At 65.2% G+C, this 17,106-nt stretch carries 14 protein-coding genes; 5 read left to right on the top strand and 9 right to left on the bottom strand.

The annotated features are described in order from the left end of the window. Positions 1 to 2 precede the first annotated feature (2 nt). The 3 genes from HGI46_RS00385 to HGI46_RS00375 form a co-directional block, all read right to left on the bottom strand. The gene (locus HGI46_RS00385) at positions 3 to 992 is read right to left on the bottom strand and encodes a chlorophyllide a reductase iron protein subunit X (RefSeq protein WP_168902670.1); all 990 of its coding nucleotides are present in this window, start codon (positions 990 to 992) and stop codon (positions 3 to 5) included. Further along, positions 989 to 1,954, bottom strand: a complete 966-nt coding sequence (bchC, locus tag HGI46_RS00380) for a chlorophyll synthesis pathway protein BchC (protein ID WP_168902669.1) — start codon at positions 1,952 to 1,954, stop codon at positions 989 to 991. The genes HGI46_RS00385 and bchC overlap by 4 nt, the downstream gene beginning before the upstream one ends. Before the next feature lie 121 nt (positions 1,955 to 2,075). After that, the gene (locus HGI46_RS00375; RefSeq protein ID WP_168902668.1) at positions 2,076 to 3,215 is read right to left on the bottom strand and encodes a methyltransferase; all 1,140 of its coding nucleotides are present in this window, start codon (positions 3,213 to 3,215) and stop codon (positions 2,076 to 2,078) included. 80 nt (positions 3,216 to 3,295) lie between these two features. Between HGI46_RS00375 and crtD the strand changes: the two genes are divergently transcribed. Continuing rightward, positions 3,296 to 4,855 (top strand): 1-hydroxycarotenoid 3,4-desaturase CrtD, encoded by a 1,560-nt coding sequence (gene crtD, locus HGI46_RS00370; RefSeq protein WP_168902667.1) that lies wholly within the window; start codon positions 3,296 to 3,298, stop codon positions 4,853 to 4,855. A gap of 86 nt (positions 4,856 to 4,941) precedes the next feature. Beyond that, entirely contained in the window at positions 4,942 to 5,694 is a 753-nt protein-coding gene (locus HGI46_RS00365; RefSeq protein WP_346766663.1) for a hydroxyneurosporene dehydrogenase, read from the top strand. Between the two features lie 4 nt (positions 5,695 to 5,698). Here HGI46_RS00365 and HGI46_RS00360 read toward each other — a convergent pair whose 3' ends face one another. Genes HGI46_RS00360 through HGI46_RS00335 form a run of 6 tightly spaced genes read right to left on the bottom strand, consistent with a single transcriptional unit; the run spans position 5,699 to position 11,470 of the window. After that, positions 5,699 to 6,385 carry a glutathione S-transferase family protein gene (locus HGI46_RS00360; protein ID WP_168902666.1) on the bottom strand — a complete coding sequence of 229 codons (687 nt, stop codon included), beginning with the start codon at positions 6,383 to 6,385 and terminating at the stop codon, positions 5,699 to 5,701. Between the two features lie 37 nt (positions 6,386 to 6,422). Beyond that, on the bottom strand, positions 6,423 to 6,578 hold the full coding sequence (locus HGI46_RS00355) for a hypothetical protein (RefSeq protein WP_168902630.1): 156 nt from the start codon (positions 6,576 to 6,578) through the stop codon (positions 6,423 to 6,425). Continuing rightward, a complete protein-coding gene (gene bchO / locus HGI46_RS00350) occupies positions 6,575 to 7,468 on the bottom strand; it encodes an alpha/beta fold hydrolase BchO (RefSeq protein WP_168902665.1) in 894 nt (297 codons plus the stop codon). Before bchO ends, HGI46_RS00355 begins: the two co-directional genes overlap by 4 nt. Continuing rightward, positions 7,465 to 9,153 carry a magnesium chelatase subunit D gene (locus HGI46_RS00345; protein ID WP_168902664.1) on the bottom strand — a complete coding sequence of 563 codons (1,689 nt, stop codon included), beginning with the start codon at positions 9,151 to 9,153 and terminating at the stop codon, positions 7,465 to 7,467. The genes bchO and HGI46_RS00345 overlap by 4 nt, the downstream gene beginning before the upstream one ends. After that, positions 9,150 to 10,151 (bottom strand): magnesium chelatase ATPase subunit I, encoded by a 1,002-nt coding sequence (gene bchI / locus HGI46_RS00340; RefSeq protein ID WP_168902663.1) that lies wholly within the window; start codon positions 10,149 to 10,151, stop codon positions 9,150 to 9,152. Before bchI ends, HGI46_RS00345 begins: the two co-directional genes overlap by 4 nt. Positions 10,152 to 10,195: 44 nt before the next feature. Continuing rightward, positions 10,196 to 11,470 (bottom strand): DUF3422 domain-containing protein, encoded by a 1,275-nt coding sequence (locus HGI46_RS00335; protein ID WP_168902662.1) that lies wholly within the window; start codon positions 11,468 to 11,470, stop codon positions 10,196 to 10,198. Between the two features lie 283 nt (positions 11,471 to 11,753). On the opposite strand from HGI46_RS00335, the gene HGI46_RS00330 reads away from it, so the two are divergent. From HGI46_RS00330 to HGI46_RS00320, 3 genes are all read left to right on the top strand, one after another. Then, positions 11,754 to 14,714: a TonB-dependent receptor gene (locus tag HGI46_RS00330; protein ID WP_240946512.1), complete on the top strand. Its 2,961-nt coding sequence runs from the start codon at positions 11,754 to 11,756 to the stop codon at positions 14,712 to 14,714. Between the two features lie 125 nt (positions 14,715 to 14,839). Continuing rightward, the gene (locus HGI46_RS00325) at positions 14,840 to 16,387 is read left to right on the top strand and encodes a tryptophan halogenase family protein (RefSeq protein ID WP_168902660.1); all 1,548 of its coding nucleotides are present in this window, start codon (positions 14,840 to 14,842) and stop codon (positions 16,385 to 16,387) included. Continuing rightward, a complete protein-coding gene (locus tag HGI46_RS00320; protein WP_168902659.1) occupies positions 16,384 to 17,103 on the top strand; it encodes a SapC family protein in 720 nt (239 codons plus the stop codon). The genes HGI46_RS00325 and HGI46_RS00320 overlap by 4 nt, the downstream gene beginning before the upstream one ends. The last annotated feature ends 3 nt before the right edge of the window (positions 17,104 to 17,106 follow it).

Raw genomic sequence — 17,106 nt, 5'->3', positions numbered from 1 at the left:
GCCTAGACCTCGTCATAGACCACCTCAAGCGAGGGCTTCTTCTCGAATGATCCGCCGCGCATGTCAGCCTGTGTCGCCGGGACCAACTCGACGTTGCCTCCGGTGTCTTCGGGGGAGAAGAGGCCGAGCAGTCCATCCTGGTCGAGGGGCGTGGGCTGCCGCGGCGGCGCCGACGCGACATTGGATGCAAGCTCCGCGAAGAGACTGCCCCATTGCCCGCCGGGCTTGCCGATGATCTGGTAGTTGGCCGATTTGCGCCGGATGTCCTCGTCGGCGGGAATGGCGCAGAGGACCGGGATGTCCACCGCCTTGGCGAAGGCCTGCGCTTCGCCGGTGCCGTCGTCCTTGTTCACGATCATGCCGGCCACGCCGACATTGCCGCCCATCTTGCGGAAGTATTCCACCGCCTTGCAGACGTTGTTGGCCACGTAGAGCGACTGCAGGTCGTTCGAGCCGACGACGATGACTTTCTGGCACATATCCCGCGCGATAGGCAGGCCGAAGCCCCCGCAGACGACGTCGCCGAGGAAATCGAGCAGGACGTAATCGAAGCCCCAGTCATGGAAGCCAAGCTTTTCGAGCAGTTCGAAGCCGTGGATAATCCCGCGCCCGCCGCAGCCGCGGCCAACTTCCGGTCCGCCCAGTTCCATCGCGAAGACGCCGTCGCGCTGGAAGCAGACGTCCTCGATCCGCACGTCCTCTCCCGCCAGTTTCTTGGCCGAGGACGTCTCGATGATCGTCGGGCAGGCCTTGCCGGCAAATAGCAGGCTGGTGGTATCGGACTTGGGATCGCAGCCGATCAGCAGCACGCGCTTGCCCTGCTGGGCGAGCATGTAGCTGAGGTTGGACAGGGCGAAGCTCTTGCCCGAGCCGCCCTTGCCATAGATCGCGATGATCTGCGTCTCTTTCTTCACTTCCCCGGTGTGCGGTGCGTCAGGCTCGATCGACGCTTCATCGCGCAGAGCGGCGGCATGTGTATCCAGCATCGTCATGCGCAGTTGCTCCAGTCGAGGACCATCTTGAGGCAGTCGGCATCGAGGAAGGCTTCCGGATAGGCATCCGGGGCTTCCTCAGCCGGGCGCTGGTGAGAGACCAGACCGGCAAGATCGAGTGCGCCGCTGTCGATCAGGGCGCGGGTAGAGGTAAGATCGTCCGGGCCCCATTCGGCGGCGACACGGAAGCGTGCCTCGGCACGGAAGGCGGGGGCGAAAGCGAAGCTGGGGCGGTTGGCGTAGAAACCTGCCAGCACGATCTCGCCCCTCTTGCGCAGGCGCGGAACCAGCAGGTCGAGGCAATCGGCATCGCCGCTGGCATCATAGATGTTGGCGTAATCGTGGCGGTCATCGTCCTTGGGGGCGATGACGTTGTAGCCTTGCGCGCCTGTGCGGCGGGCGGGCTTGTGCTCCCAGACAGTGGGGGCAGGGGCGCCAGCAGCGATGGTCATCCGCGCAAGCAGGCGGCCCAGCGTGCCATGGCCGATGATCAGATCGGGCGGGTCGCCGCCGTTCATGGCGTGAAGCGCAGTGGCGGCGAGAGCGAAGAGCACGCCATCCCGGCCCAGCGACTCGGAGACCGGCAGGGCGCGCGCCAATGGCACGATCACCTGCCGCGCCGTGCCGCCGAAGAGGCCGCGCGCATCGCGATAACAGGTCGCGCCGGGGACAAAGACCCAGTCGCCGATGCGGGCCTGCACTTCGCTGCCGGCGTCGACAATGCGGCCGAGGGATTCGTATCCGGGCACCAGCGGGTACCCCATGCCCGGGAAATTGGGCATCTCGCCCGACCAGAGAAGCTTTTCGGTTCCGGCACTTACGCCGCTCCACTGCACTTCGACCAGAACGTCAGAAGGGGCGAGCGCGGCGGAAGCTGCGTCGGAGCCTTGTCCTGACGTCAAGGCAAGCCTGCGAAGCGCGATGCGCCTCGGTGCTTCCAGTATGACCGCCAGCGACTCCATGCCGGTCTTCCCCTCTCCCGGTGATCCGGGCCGTGCCGCAGTATCCGGATGGGTACTGTCAGGCAGTGTTCACCATACGCTAACGCCAAAGGGTGTCAAACAGATTGGACGGTCATAAGTGTCAATATGAACTAACAATGACCGAGGCGATCACGGGCATTGCCGTGCGCTTCTGCTGCCAGTGCCGGAAGCCCGCCTTGCGAAGCATCGCGCCATATTCAGCTGGTGTGCGAGGGCGCCCGGAGTTCATCGCCCAGAGATACAAGCCAAAATAGGCGTCACCCATGGCTTTTGCCCCGCGTGCGCCGGCCATCGGTTCGGCAATGACAAGGCGGCCGTCCTCGGGAAGAGCTGCCCTGATTCCGCGCAAGATCTGAAGGCAGCGATCATCGTCATGATCGTGGAGAATTCGCGACAGGGTGATGCAGTCGTAGCCTGTAGGCGGGGTATCGGCAAAGAAGTCACCCGGATGTCGGGAGACTCGCGGCGGCAGATTCGTCGCACCAGCCAGAACGGGAGGCAGATCGAATATGCCCAGCTCAAGCGAAGGGCATGCCGCGGCCAGCGCATTGACGAAAGCGCCATGACCGCCGCCGATATCGAGCAGGCGGCGGTGGCGATCGAAGGCGTAGGCACCCATCGCCTGCTGCGCAACCATCTGTTGCGAAGCGGCCATGAGTGAGGAGTACCGACCGGCAGTTTCACCATCGGTTTCAGGGTGATAGTGCCAGAAATTCGACAGGGCGGTCGGCTTCTGCCGGTCCTGCCGCAGCAGGGCAAGCGGGTCGGCGAGATCCGCGTAAAGCAGCGGGTGATGTTGAACCATGGCGAGCGCGCCGGGGTTGGAAAGCAGCGCGGCGCCCTGCTGGCCGAGCATCCACCAGCCCGGAGCAACCTCTTCTGCAAGGTCCAGTGCAGTGGCGGCGCGCAGCAGCCGAGTCGCGGCGGCGCGGCTCAGTGCGGCCGACCGGGCGATATCGTCGGCACCGCACGGTCCAGCATCGAGCAGGTCGAGCAGGTCGACCTGGACCGCGGCTAGCAGGACCTGCGAATAGGTGAAGCCCGCCACCAGATCGAATGCGCTGGCGGCGCGGCGCCTTGAGACGCTTGCGAAAATGGGGAGGCGAGATGCCCAGTCCTGAAACACCGGGCTGCCCAGAACCCGGTTGCGCCAATGGGTCCAGCGGCGTCGCCACTGAGGGGGCCATTTGGGAGGGCTCTGCGCCGGCGGCGCATCCGTCAAGGGGGCAACGTCCAGCATATGTCCAAAAGATTGGACATTTGTGATGTAAAGGTCAATTGTATTCGCTGGAGGGTTTCCCTCCGAGAGAGGAGCATGCCTTGGCATCGCGGGTGGCGATCATCGGCGCGGGCATCGGCGGCCTGACGGCAGCCGCGCTGCTGGCTGCGCGCGGGGCCGACGTCACCGTCGTGGAGAAAGCCGCGCACCCCGGCGGAAAGGCGCGTCAGCTTATCGTTGATGGTGCCTCCATCGATGCCGGGCCCACCGTCTTCACCCTGCGTGATGTGTTCGAGGGCATCTTTGCTGCCTGCGGTGCCGACCTGGCCGACTTTATCGACATCCGCCGCGCCGACGTGATCGCCCGCCACGCGTGGGGGCCGGAGCGGCATCTCGATCTCCATGCCGATCCGGAACTGAGCGAGCAGGCCATCGGTGACTTTGCCGGCGCTTCGGCCGCCGCAGGCTTCCGCGCCTTTCGCAAGGAGGCCGCGCGCATTCACGGCATCATTGACCGTCCGATGATGCGCGGCAGCAAGGTCAGCTGGCCGCTTCCGCTGATGTGGCGCATCGGCCTGTGGCGCATGGGCGATCTTCTGGCGATCCGGCCCTACGAATCGCTGTGGAAGGTGTTGGGCGAACACTTTGCCGACCAGCGTCTGCGCCAGCTTTTCGCGCGCTATTCGACTTACTGCGGTTCCTCGCCGTTCGAGACACCGGCCACCTTGATGCTGATTGCCCACGTCGAGGCGCAAGGCGTCTGGCTGATCGAAGGCGGCATGAGCGCGCTGGCCGGAGCTCTGATGCGCCTTGCGCAGATGCACGGCGCGAAATTCCGTTTCAGCACCGGCGCCGCCCTCATAGAGACCGCACAAGGACGCACATCGGGCCTGATCCTCAGCAATGGCGAGCGGATTGCCGCCGATGCGGTTATCGCCAATGCCGATCCCGAGGCTCTCGCCGCAGGACGCTTCGGGCCTCTGGGCGCCATGGCGGTGCCATCGCATGGCGTGCGCAAGCGGTCGCTCTCGGCGATGGTCTGGCTGGCAAATGCGCGCACCTCGGGCTTTGCGCTGCAGCGCCACAACGTGTTCTTCTCACCCGACTATGCCCGCGAATTCAGCGACATTCGCGGTGGGGCTCCGCCATGCGATCCCAGCGTCTATGTCTGCGCGCTCGATCGCGAGGGTGGGGCCGATGTGCCGCCGGGCCACCGTGAACGTCTGCAGATCATCGTCAATGCGCCCGCCAATGGCGACACCCATACTTACACCGAAGAGGAGAAGGCCCGGTGCACACAGGCCATGAGGCGCAGCCTTCAGCGTTGCGGACTGGAGCTGGAGGACAACTTTCCCCACACGCTGCTGACACCGAACGCCTTCGAGAACTTTTTGCCCTCGACCGGGGGGGCGATCTATGGTCGGGCCTCGCACGGTTGGGCGGCGTCCTTCCTCCGGCAGGGTACGCGGACCCGGATCCCTGGGCTCTACTGCGCGGGTGGAAGCACCCATCCGGGGGCCGGGGTGCCGATGGCCGCCTTGTCCGGGCAACTGGCGATGCAGGCTGTGGTGCAAGACCTCGCTTCGATGCGCAGATCCCGCCCGGTGGTTATGGCTGGTGGTATGTCGATGCGATCAGCGAGTGCGGACGCCATGGGCTGACGATCATCGCCTTCATCGGCAGTGTATTTTCGCCCTACTACAAGAAAAGCGGCCGCGGCGATCCGCTGCAGCACTGCGCCTTGAACGTGGCGCTCTACGGCCCCGGCGCGCGCTGGACCATGACTGAGCGTGGGCGCGGCAGCGTCGCGCGCGATGCGGACAACCTGCAGATCGGGCCGAGCGCGGTGCGCTGGACCGGAGACTCGCTCGAAATCGATATCGAGGAGATGGACAAGCGGGTTGGGGTGCCGTGGCAGCGTCGTGTGGCCGGCAAGGTTCGCGTCTATCCCGAAGCGACCAACGACCGCGCCTTCTCGCTTGACCCGGAGGGGCGCCACCGCTGGCACTGCATTGCCCCGCGCGCGCGGATCGAGGTCCAGATGGAAAAGCCCGGTCTCGGGTGGAAGGGCAGTGCCTATCTCGATTCGAACTTCGGCGCGGAGTCGCTGGAGGAAGGCTTCCGCGTCTGGCACTGGTCCCGCGCCCATGGGCGCAGCGGGTCGGTGGTCTGCTACGAGGGCATCCGTCGCAATGGCCAAGGCTTTGCCAGCGCCCTGCGCTTCGGTGCGGACGGGGTGCCGCATGAGGAGGAAGCGCTGCCGCCGGTCGCGCCCTTGCCGAACACACTATGGCAGATGGAGCGCAAGACGCGGGCGGACAGAGGCCATGCCAGCGTCATCCGCACCTGGGAGGATGCGCCGTTCTATGCCCGCTCCACCCTGTCATCGCGCCTGTTCGGAGAGCCGGTCGTGGCGGTACAGGAAAGCCTTGATCTCGATCGCTTTTCTTCGCCGATCGTGCAATTCATGCTGCCCTATCGGATACCGCGGGTAGAGTGACGGCCTAGGAGTTGAAAGGAGGTGCAGGCATTACCGCAATGCCTTCGCTGCGAAGTTGAGCGATTGCCAGTCGTTCACGCTCAAGCGCGCGAACGACTGATGGGCGCGCTTCGACCGCGCGAGCATGGGCGGCAAACCTGGGATAGGCTTCGACCGGGAATCCGCCGCCAAGCACACGGCACCAGACCCAGTAAAGATAGCCGTCCATGACGGACCAGTCCTGACCGTACCAGAAGGGTTTTCCCTCTAATCTCTTTTCGACAATCTGGAACTGATCGCGCATCATCGTGATGGCCGCTTCCCTGACCTGATTTCGTGCATCGTCAGTTTGCGCAAAGAAGCGTGGAATGCAGATACGGGTCACGATGGGGTGCAATGTTGCCGAACAGAAGCACAAGTCGGCAACTTGTGCCATTCGCTCAAATTCATCGCCGGCTTCGGGCAACAGCCTTGCCTCGGGATAGCAAGTGTTGAGATAGCTCAGGATAGCGACGTTTTCCGTGAGCGAGCGTCCATCTATGACCAGCGCGGGCACCTTGCCCTTCGGATTGATCGACAGATAATCAGGCTGCTTGTGTTCGCCGGTCGCCATACGGACGAGGTGAACTTCGAAGTCTGCACCGGCTTCCTCAAGGGCGATTGCGGTCACTCGGGCGCAACTCCCTGGCGAATAGAAAAGCCCTATATTCATTGGTTCCTCGATGCAGATCAGGTTCCTGGGGCGACACTCAACGCTCGTCTTGCGGAGTTTTCCGCTTGGCAGCTTCCTTGTCCTTGGCAATCTCGCGGTTGACTGACCATAGCTGGTAGACGCCAAAGCCCAGCGCGATGACGGCGGTGAAGACGATTTCCACCCAGCCGAAGTGTTCGCTCATCGAATTCATGCTGGCTCTCCCTCCTTTTGCGCGCTTGCAGCGGCGAACGTGCGGATCAGTTCAGCGGCCTTCGCGGGGCACTCCTCATGCGCAAGGTGCCCCAATCCCGGCAGCACTTCCACACGGCAATCGGGGATCAGCCTTGCGGCCTGTTCGGCAGACGAAAGCGGCACGGCGGTGTCGCCACTGGAATGGACCAGCAGCACGCGGTTTCTCAACTGCGGCAGCAACCGGCTGAGCGCTTCAAGGTCCCAGCTTGCCATCATTTCCATCGCCCCGCCGCAGTGGTGATGATTGCCCATAAGCGCCTCGTAGGCGGCAATTCCCATGGCATCGATGGCAGAGCCTGTGGCGCGGCGCAGGAAGCGCCCGGTCTCGCCGGGAATGCGGGCAATGCCGGCCAGCATGCGCGGCACGAACGGGTTCACGAACAGCATCTTTGCCAGCGACGGGAACAGCTTGGCGGCAAGGCCGGGGAAGGGCATCAGCGCGGGGTTGAAGCCGATCAGGGGTGTGGCTGCGCCCTGCAAATGGACGGCCTCGATTGCTATGGCCGCGCCCGCGGAGTGGCCGACCATCAGCGATGGCTTATGGTCCAGCGCATCGAGCAGATCTAGCACGGCACTTGCCATGCCGGGCAGGGTCAGGCCCTGACGCGGACGGCCTCTGGTAAAACCGTGGCCGGGCAGGTCGGGGGCGATCACTGTGAAGTCCTGCGCCAGCAGTGGCAGCACGTCGCGCCAGCTGTGCGTTGCCGCGCCGGTGCCGTGGAGCAGCAGGATCGTCGGCCCCTCGCCGGTGACCTGAACATGCCATCTGAGCCCGGGCGTCTCCACGAAGCGGCTTGCCTCGCGGTTGGGCCAGTTGTGGCCTTCGACGTCCCAGCTTGGGGCCCTCATGCGCGTTTCTTCTGAGGCTCGGCAGCAAGCGTCACCGCCGCCTTGAGCGCCTTGGCATCGGCGAAGGGCAGCGGCAGGTAGCGCGCCCGCATGGCTTCGGCGATGCGGGCAGCTTCGGGCCGAGGGCGCGGGGAAATGTCGATCACCACGGCATCAAGACCCGCGCTGGCAATTCTCCGTGCGGCGGTCAGCGCGTCGGCATTGGCCTGGGCGCGGCCGGATGAGCCGTCTGCGCCGATGTTCGCGCTGCCGTCGGTTAGGAATACGAGAAACGGTGTGCGGCCTCGGCTCATCACGGCATCGGCCAACTGGCGGGTCAGGGCAATGCCTCGTGCCAGTGGGGTGCCGCCGCCGCCGGGTAGTTCGGCAAGGGCGCGTTTGGCGCGGGTCAGCGAACGCGTGGGCGGCAGCAGCAGGTCTGCCTCGGTCCCACGGAAGGCGACCAGCGCCACTTCGGCACGCTTCACATAGGCCTGGGCAAGGATCAGCTCGACCGCGCCCTTGGCCTCGGACAGGCGGGCGAGAGCTGCCGAGCCTGAGGCATCGACCGCAAAGATCGTGACCGTCGTGGCGCGTTCCTCGAAGCGGCGGACCCTGAGGTCGTCGCGGCGAAAGCGGATCGGGCCGGCACCTGCGGGAGCCGGATCGCGCCTGCGCAAGGGCTGCCACGGGATCGCCGCGCGAAGGGTATCGACGAGCGCCATGCGCACACCGCCGCCGGGCATGCCCGGGCGCGCACCAAGGGGCTTGCCGCGTAGTGCCGAACCGGTGCGGCGTCCAGCGCCTCCGCCACGCGCCGACCGTTGCGCGCGACCAGAGGCGATCAGTTCGAGCACATCAGGCGGGATCATGGCGCGGGCCGCTTCGATCAGCAGGTCTTCGGGCAAGTCCGGCGCGCTGTCGTCATCGTCGTCGTTGTCCGGGCGCTCTGCCTCTTCCGGCTCTCGCTCCGGTTCGGGAGGCGGGGGCGCTTCGGGTTCGGGCGGCAACTGCGTCGCGCGCGGAGCAAGCACAAGGCGGGTCGCAGCCTCGAGGTCGGCGCGGCCTGCCGTATCGCGCCCGCCAAGTGCGGCGTGGGCACTGGCTGTGGCTGCGGCCTGCAACAGCGGACGGATCGATGCAACGCCGAGCGCCGTTGCCGTGGCGGCAAGGGCAGACAGCGCCTCGCTATCGAGCGGTGGTGAGGCTGACACTTCGCAAGCAGGCGGCAGATCGATTGCAAGGTCCGCAGCGCGCACGTCCCGCAGCGACAGGTCGAAAGCCACCCGTTCCATCAGGGCCAGCGGCGGGCGCTCGTCCTGGCCTTCGCCATCGTCGAGCAGGACAAGCAGGAAGCCGCCGCCATTGTCGAGCGCCTGCGCGATCCGGCCCGCAGTGTCCGTGCGCAGGCGTTCCGCCATGGGCACGACCAGCACGCCGCCCGCCACCTCAGCCAGCAAGCCGCGTTGGAGAACCAGCGAACCCGTGGCGAGGCTGGCGGCAATGTCTGTGCCACCGGTCAGCCGGTCCTCATCGATATGACCGGGCAGGCGGCGGAAGGAGGTGTCCGTCGGAAGCAATCCGAGCAGCGCTTGCAAAACGAGATCGCGCGCCGGTCCGCCGCCGCGGAGCACCATGCCGCCAAGCTTGCGGTCTGCGGTCAGCAGGCGCGCTGCCAAGAGCGCATCTGCCATCGCATCGGTCATCCGAAGTGTTCGGCGATCGCGCGATCAATCCGTGCGGTCGATCCGCTTTCGTCGAGCACGTCGCGGCGCAGGCGGTGGCGCAGGGCCATCGGCGCAACGTGAAGCAGGTGATCGCGCTTGACCACCTTTGCGCCCTTCAGCGCCGCATAGGCGCGCGCGGCGCGCATCAGGGTGAGCTCGCCGCGCAAGCCGTCAACGCCCACGGCGCTGCAGATCCCGGCGGCATCGATCAGCACGCTGTCCGGCACCTCGATCTTCGCCAGCTTCTTCTGCCCGCGCGCGATCTGCTGCAGGACTTTCTCGTCCTCCTCGGCCCACTGCGCGGCAAATGCCTCGCTGTCGGCATCGTGCGAGGCGCAGCGGCGCATGATTTCGACGCGGTTCTCGATCTCGCGCGGGGTGCGCACTTCGACCGAAAGGCCGAAGCGGTCGAGCAGCTGCGGGCGGAGTTCACCCTCTTCCGGGTTGCCGCTGCCGATCAGCACGAACTTTGCCTTGTGGCGCACCGACAGCCCCTCGCGCTCCACCACGTTCTCGCCCGAGGCGGACACGTCGAGCAGCAGGTCGACCAGATGGTCTTCGAGCAGGTTGATCTCGTCGATGTAGAGGAAGCCGCGGTGCGCCCGCGCCAGCAGCCCCGGTTCAAACGTCTTTTCCCCGGTGCGCAGCGCGCGTTCCAGATCGAGCGAGCCGAGCACCCGGTCTTCCGTGGCGCCCAGTGGCAGATCGACGAACGGCACCGGCCGCTTGCTGGCCTTGTTCGATTCGCAGGGGCCAGGGCAGGAATGCGGCGCATCGGGCGAGCAGCCATAGCGGCAGCCGTCCATCACCATGATCGGCGGCAGCAGGCTGGCGAGGGCGCGGGCGGCGGTGGACTTGCCTGTCCCACGGTCGCCAAACACCATCACTCCGCCGATGGAGGGATCGACCGCTGCGATCAGGAGCGCGAGCTTCATCTCGTCCTGACCGACGATCGCAGAGAAGGGGAAGCGCGCCATCTGTCCAGAAGTGTGGACACATATGGCCGTCAGGACAAGCGGAATTATTGCCGATCAGAAGTCTTGATCAATCGGTCCTTGAGTGTGTGCATCGTCCACCACACGCCCAGCACCATCGGCAGCACCAGCAAGCCGATCACGAACTCGTCCGAAACGCCCAATGCGCTGTCGGGCACGGCATAGAGCGCGTACTTGATCAGCCCCAGAACATAGTAGCTGAGCGCCACTGCAGACAGGCCCTCGACCAGCTGCTGCAAACGCGCCTGCATCGATATCGACTGCTCCATCGACCGCAGCAGCTCGGCATTCTGGTTCTCGATCCGCGTATCGATCCGCGCGCGCAGCAGCGACGTCAGCTGCTCGGTGCGTTCGCCGATGCGCTCGATCCTCTCGCTGGTGGCGATGCAGGTGTTCATGGCCGGGCGGAAGCGGCGCTGGGTGAAATCAACCAGCGAGGCGTAACCCTCGACCGGCTGCACGTCGAGCTGCTCCAGACGCTCCTCGACGATCTGCCCGTAGGCGCGGGTGGCGTCCATGCGGAACGAGATCGCGGTTGCGACCGAGGCAAGATCGAGCGCGAGGCGTGACAGTTCCTCAAGCAGGCTGTCGTCGCGCGCGTCGCTGTCGGCGATGCGGTTGGCAAGATCGCTCAGGCGTTCTTCGGCTGCATCCAGCTTGGGCCAGCATTCGCGGGCGACCGGCAGGCCGAGCAGCGCCTTGTTGCGATAGTTGCCCAGTTCCTGCAGGCGCTGGATCTGGCGGGTCAGATCGCGCCGGTCGATGCCGTTGGCCGCGGCGAGCAACCGCCCGAAGCCATCGTCCTTCAGCCGGAAGTCCGACCATATGCGGATTCCGCCGCCCAGGGTGCTGGAAACAAGTTCATCGCGATTGATCGGGTGGCGATGGAGAACCTGCTCGACGTCGGCATCGCTTTGCGCCAGCCACACGCGCGTGCTGCGCACGATCTGGCCGGGTAAGGTGCGTGCCCAGGCGATTGCGGCCGACAGTTCTGCATCGGCGGTCGGATCGAGAAAGCCCTCGTCGTCGCAGGGCGCACAAAACAGCGTCAGGCTGCTGCCTTCGCTCTGGCGTTCCCAGGTGAAGGTGACCCTCTCGTTGATCCGGCCTTCGCGGTGCGTCGGATTGCCGACGTTGTCGGTGCTCGCCGTCAATGCCTCGATGGCGGAGAGTTCCTCGGCACGCTCGCTGTCGTCGATCGCAAGGACCCACTGCACGATATGGCAAGGCACCGGCAAGGGCGGCCAGCGCCGCAAATGCATCTCGCCAACGGCCCTGCTTCGAAGGTCATGGTCGCGCATCGGTGGAAATCCCTGACGCGGCTGGCAGGAGAGAGGCACCATTGACGCCGCCGCTTGGGCAAAACGCTATGCCAAGAGTGGCGCGCCACCAAACGGATTTGCGTGGTTTCGTGCAAGTGCCTGCCGGGATTGCCCAAAAGAACTAGGCTTTCGCGCGATGGGCGCCGAAGCCCCTTGACCGCGTGAACGTTCTCAATTAGGTGAACGTTCACAAGAGCGCTGATGGCGAGCATTTCGCGTGGCAGTGCCGAGGTTGTAAAAGGGGAGGATCATGAAGGTTTCCATGACACGTTCCGCTGCCGTTCGTGCAGCCAGCATGGGTGCCCTTGCACTCGCGCTCGCCGGGCAGGCCGTCCACGCGCAGGAAGCGCCGCAGGATGCCGCTGCTCCGGCTGAAGAAGGCGAAGCCATCGTCGTCACCGGCATCCGCGCCTCGCTGTCGAAGGCTCTCGACATCAAGCGCAGCGCGCAGGGCGTCGTCGATGCGATCTCCGCCGAAGATATAGGCAAGTTCCCCGATACCAACCTTGCCGAATCGCTGCAGCGCATCACCGGCGTTTCGATCGATCGCAACAGTGGTGAAGGCTCCACCGTCACCGTCCGCGGCTTCGGTCCGGACTTCAACCTTGTCCTGCTCAACGGCCGCCAGATGCCTGCCTCCAGCCTCGGCGGCAGCAGCGGCGCCCCGGCCTCGCGCTCGTTCGACTTCGCCAACCTCGCCTCCGAAGGTATTGCCGGCGTCGAAGTCTACAAGTCGGGCCGCGCTTCGCTCGCCACCGGCGGCATCGGTTCGGTCATCAACATCAAGACCGCCAAGCCGCTCGAGCGCCCCGGCTTCCATGGCAGCATCGGCGCCAAGGCGGTCTACGACACCTCGCTGTTCGACGGCACCAGCATTACCCCTGAAGTCTCGGGCATCATCAGCGATACCTTTGCCGACAACCGCATCGGCGTGCTGCTGACCGGTTCGTATCAGGACCGCAAGGCCAGCCAGGCGCAGTTCAATGCGGGCTGGCGTGAAGGCTATCTCGGTTCGGAAAACAATTGGGGTTCGCTGGCGCAGCCCGGCACGCCGGGTGCTGCCAACATCCAGAACCGCCCCGGCCCGAACGACATCTACCAGGTCACGCAGAACGCCGGCTACGATTTCACCACGTTCCGCCGCAAGCGCATCAACGGCCAGGCCGTGGTGCAGGTCAAGCCGACCGACACGCTGACCGCCACGGTGGACTACACCTTCTCGCAGAACACCATCGACGCCCGCACCAACTCGATCGGCGTTTGGTTCAACCACGGCGATACTTCCAGCAGCTGGACCGATGGCCCGGCGGCCGGCCCCAACTTCTATGCCGAGAACTTCGGACCCGGCAAGGACCTCGCCATCACCGGTGCGGTTGCGGCCAACCGCTCGCGCAACCAGTCGATCGGCGGCAATCTCAAGTGGGAAGGGCCGGGCGGGCTGCGCCTCGAACTCGATGGTCACCACTCGACCGCCGAGAGCAAGCCGACCAAGCCTTATGGTTCGGGCATTGCCGTTGGCAGTGCGATCTTCGGCGTGAAGTCGCAGAAGGTCGATTACACGTCCGACATGCCGGTCATCAGCGTGCAGATGTATCCGGGCTCCGAGATCAAGGCCTCGAACATCCGCCCTGCCGGCAACGCCTTCCGCACCGCCTACATGCGTGACGAGATCAACGAGGTCACCTTCCGCGGCGGCTACGATTTCGATGCCTCGTTCATCGACAGCCTCGACTTCGGCGTGACCTACACCGAGAACAAGGTGCGCTCGGCATTCGGCGTGATCCAGAACGATACCTGGGGCGGCACGCTCTCGGCAGCCGAAACCCCGGACGATCTTTACCAGATCCGCGATCTGCCCAAGGATCTTTCCGGCATGTCGGGTTCGCAGGATGCCTCGATCATCCCGAACTACTTCAACATCGACACCGACGGCCTGATCCGTCTGCTCGACAGCAAGATCGGGATCTGCAGCACCGCCGTTACGGCCGGCACCTGCATCGCCAAGTACACGACCGATCGCACCGTCCGCGAACGGACCTGGGCGCCGTATGTGCAGACCAAGCACTCGTTCGATCTGGGCGCGGGCACGGCAAACCTGCGCCTCGGCCTTCGCTACGAGAAGACCAAGGTCGATTCGACCGCGCAGGTTCCAATCCCGGTCCGCACCATCTGGACTGGCGGCAATGAAACCGCGATCGATTACGGCAACCCGCAGCAAGTCGCTGCCGCCTCGCTCAAGGGCGAGTACGAGAACTGGCTGCCGGCAATCGACTTCGACATGGAGCCGGTCCGCAACGTCCGCCTGCGCGCCAGCTACAGCCAGACGATCACGCGTCCCGACTATGCCTCGCTGCAGGGCGGCACCACGCTCGCCTCGCCGATCCGCATCGGTGGCAGCACGGCGTCGAGCGGCAATCCGGGCCTGCTGCCGTACAAGTCGAACAACGTCGATCTTTCGGCTGAATGGTATTACGCGCCGACCAGCTACGTTTCGGTGGGCTTCTTCCACAAGGTCGTGAAGAACTTCATCAGCCAGACGCAGGTCAACCAGCCCGCGTTCGGCCTGACCAACGCTGCCGCCGGCGCCAATGCCGCAGCCGCACGGGCAGCGCTGGGTCCGAATGCCACCGCGCAGCAACTGCTCGACTACATCGGCGCCAACTTCCCCTCGACGGTCATTCGTGACAACAACGGGGTGGTCACCGGTGTCGTCGGCCAGGCGTCCGATCCGCTCGTCAACTTCATCACCACGCAGCCGACCAACAGCGACCAGAAGGCCAAGCTGTGGGGTTGGGAGTTCGCGGTCCAGCACAGCTTCTGGGATACCGGCTTCGGTGCGATCCTGAACTACACCGTGGTGAAGAGTGACACGAAGTTCGACAACACCCTGCGCTACACCATCCCGCAGTTCGCGGTGAACGGGGTCAGCGACAGTGCCAACGCCGTGCTGTTCTACGACAAGAACGGTCTGCAGGCGCGCGTTGCCTATAACTGGCGCGACGGGTTCCTCTCGGGCTACGGTTTCGATCCGTACTACGTAAAGGCCTATGGCCAGTTCGACGCCAGCGCATCGTACGAAATCCGCAAGGGCGTGACGGTGTTCGTCGAAGGCATCAACATCACCAACGCCGACCGCAAGGGCTATCAGCGCAACAACCAGACCGTGTTCTTTGCGGCACCGGGTTATGCGCGCTATGCTGCCGGTGCGCGGTTTACTTTCTGAGCCTGACGGGATGACCTTCGGGTAACGAAGAACCGGCGGCCCGTATTGCTTCGGCAGTGCGGGCCGCAGGGGTTTTGAAGACTGGGAGGCTGGCCGGATCAACCGGTGGCCGATACGGGTGAGAGATGAGCGGGTCGGTGAAGCAGGTTGTCATCGTCGGAGGCGGCACCGCAGGGTGGCTCTCGGCGTGCCTGCTCGCGGCGCGGCGGCCCGAACTGGCGATTGTTCTGGTCGAGGCGCCGGACATCCCGACCATCGGCGTGGGCGAGGGCACCTGGCCGACCATGCGCGAAACGCTCGCCACCATCGGTATTCCCGAGGCGGAGTTTCTCAGCCAGTGCGACGCTTCGTTCAAGCAGGGTTCGCGCTTCGATGGCTGGGTCGATGGTTCTGCGCAGGACAGCTACCTTCATCCGTTCACGCCGCCCCCGCCGGGCGACATGGCTGCCATGCTGCAGGCGTGGCGCGCGCAATCGCCGGACCTTCCCTTCGCCGCGCTGATGACGCCGCAAGCTGCGGCCTGCGACGAGAACCTCGCGCCACGCCAGCGCGCCATGCCCGATTACGCCGGGGCGCTGAACTACGGCTATCATCTCGATGCCGGCAAGTTTGCCGCGCTTCTGAAGCGCCATGCGACGACGCGGCTCGGCGTGACGCATGTCTCGGCGCAGGTGACTGCCGTTGCCGACGACGAGGCGGGCAACATCGCCAGTCTTCACCTGCACGACGGGCGGGAAATTGCCGGTGACTTCTTCATCGATTGCTCCGGGCTCGCCGCGATCCTGATCGGTGACCACTGCGGCGTGCCATGGGTGGACCGGTCCGACGTGTCCTTCAACGACAGCGCGCTTGCCCTGCAGGTGCCGGTCGAACCCGGCAGCGCGATTGCCTCGCAGACGATCGGCACCGCGCACGAAGCGGGCTGGATCTGGGACATTGCCCTGCCGACGCGGCGCGGCATCGGCTGCGTGTTCTCCTCGCGCTTCATGGACGATGCGCGCGCCAAGGAAGTGCTGCGCAGCTACATTTCTGCGCGGCTGCCTTCTGCCGATCTGGCCGCCCTGCGCCCGCGCAAGCTAACGTTCTCCACCGGCCACCGTGAGCGCTTCTGGCATCGCAACTGCCTCGCCGTGGGCCTCTCGGCAGGCTTCATCGAACCGCTTGAAGCTTCGGCCATCGTCACCGTCGAGCTGTCGATCAAGGCGCTCGCCGAAAACTTCCCGCGCCGTCAGGCCACGATGGGCCTGCTGGCCGAGCGCTTCAACGAACTGTTCCGTTACCGCTGGGACCGCATCGTCGAGTTTCTCAAGCTGCACTACGTCCTCAGCCGCCGGACAGAGCCCTACTGGCTCGCCCAGCGCGATCCGGCGACGATCCCGGCGCGGCTTGCCGAATGTCTCGAGCTTTGGCGCGATCAGCCGCCGTCGGTGTGGGACCTGCCGCGCATGGACGAACTGTTCTGTGCCGCCAGCCAGCAATACGTGCTCTACGGCATGGGCTTCCCAGTGCCGGCCGGAGCAGCCGACGCCACTGCCAGCCAGCGCCTTGCCGAAGTGCGCCAGCGCTCGCGCGCGCTTGCGGCGGCGCTGCCATCCAACCGGACCTATCTCGATGCCCTGCGCCCCGAAGTGGCCGCAGCCCCAACCGCCATGCATGGAGCGGCAGTGAAATGAGCAACCACGCAGTCCTCAATCCCGCCGATCACGCCGAGTTGCGCATCGATACCGCCGCCAGTGCCGAGCTTGGCGACAATGTCATGGCCTGCGCCACCGTCCCTGCGGAATTCCGCTCGATCCAGGCGCACTATCCCATCGTCCTGCGCCGCGACCTTGCCAGTGGCAAGCTGGAGGCGCTGGCGCTCCTGGGGTTCGAGACCGGGGAGAACCTGTTCCTGCGGGATGGTGCATGGGATGCACCCTACCGCCCGCTTTCCATGGCGATCCGCCCGTTCCTGATCGGTCGCGCGGCGACGCCCGATGGCGTGGGCCAGGTCCACGTCGATCTCGACCACCCCCGCATCAGCAGGACGGGCGAGGGCGTGCGTGTGTTCGATGCGAGCGGCCAGCCCACGCCCTACCTTGAGGACATCGCCGCCAAGCTCGGTGATCTCGACCACGCCCACCGCGAATCCGCCGACTTCTTCGCCGCGCTCGACCGCTATGAACTGGCGGAATCCTTCACGCTGGAAGTTACGCTTGACGATGGCGCGAAGAACTCGCTCGTCGGCTATCACACGATCAACGAGGAAAAGCTCTCCGCCCTGGATGGTGCAGCCCTGCAGGACCTGATGCAGAGCGGCCACCTCGCGCGGATCTACATGATCATTGCGTCGCTCTCCCACTTCGGCGATCTGGTCGCGCGCAAGAACGCCAAGGTTGCCGGTGGCTGAAAC

Origin of the sequence: Novosphingobium sp. ERW19, from assembly GCF_012641315.1 — a bacterium.
Taxonomy (GTDB): domain Bacteria; phylum Pseudomonadota; class Alphaproteobacteria; order Sphingomonadales; family Sphingomonadaceae; genus Novosphingobium.
This window is presented reverse-complemented; position numbering and strand designations above follow the sequence as displayed.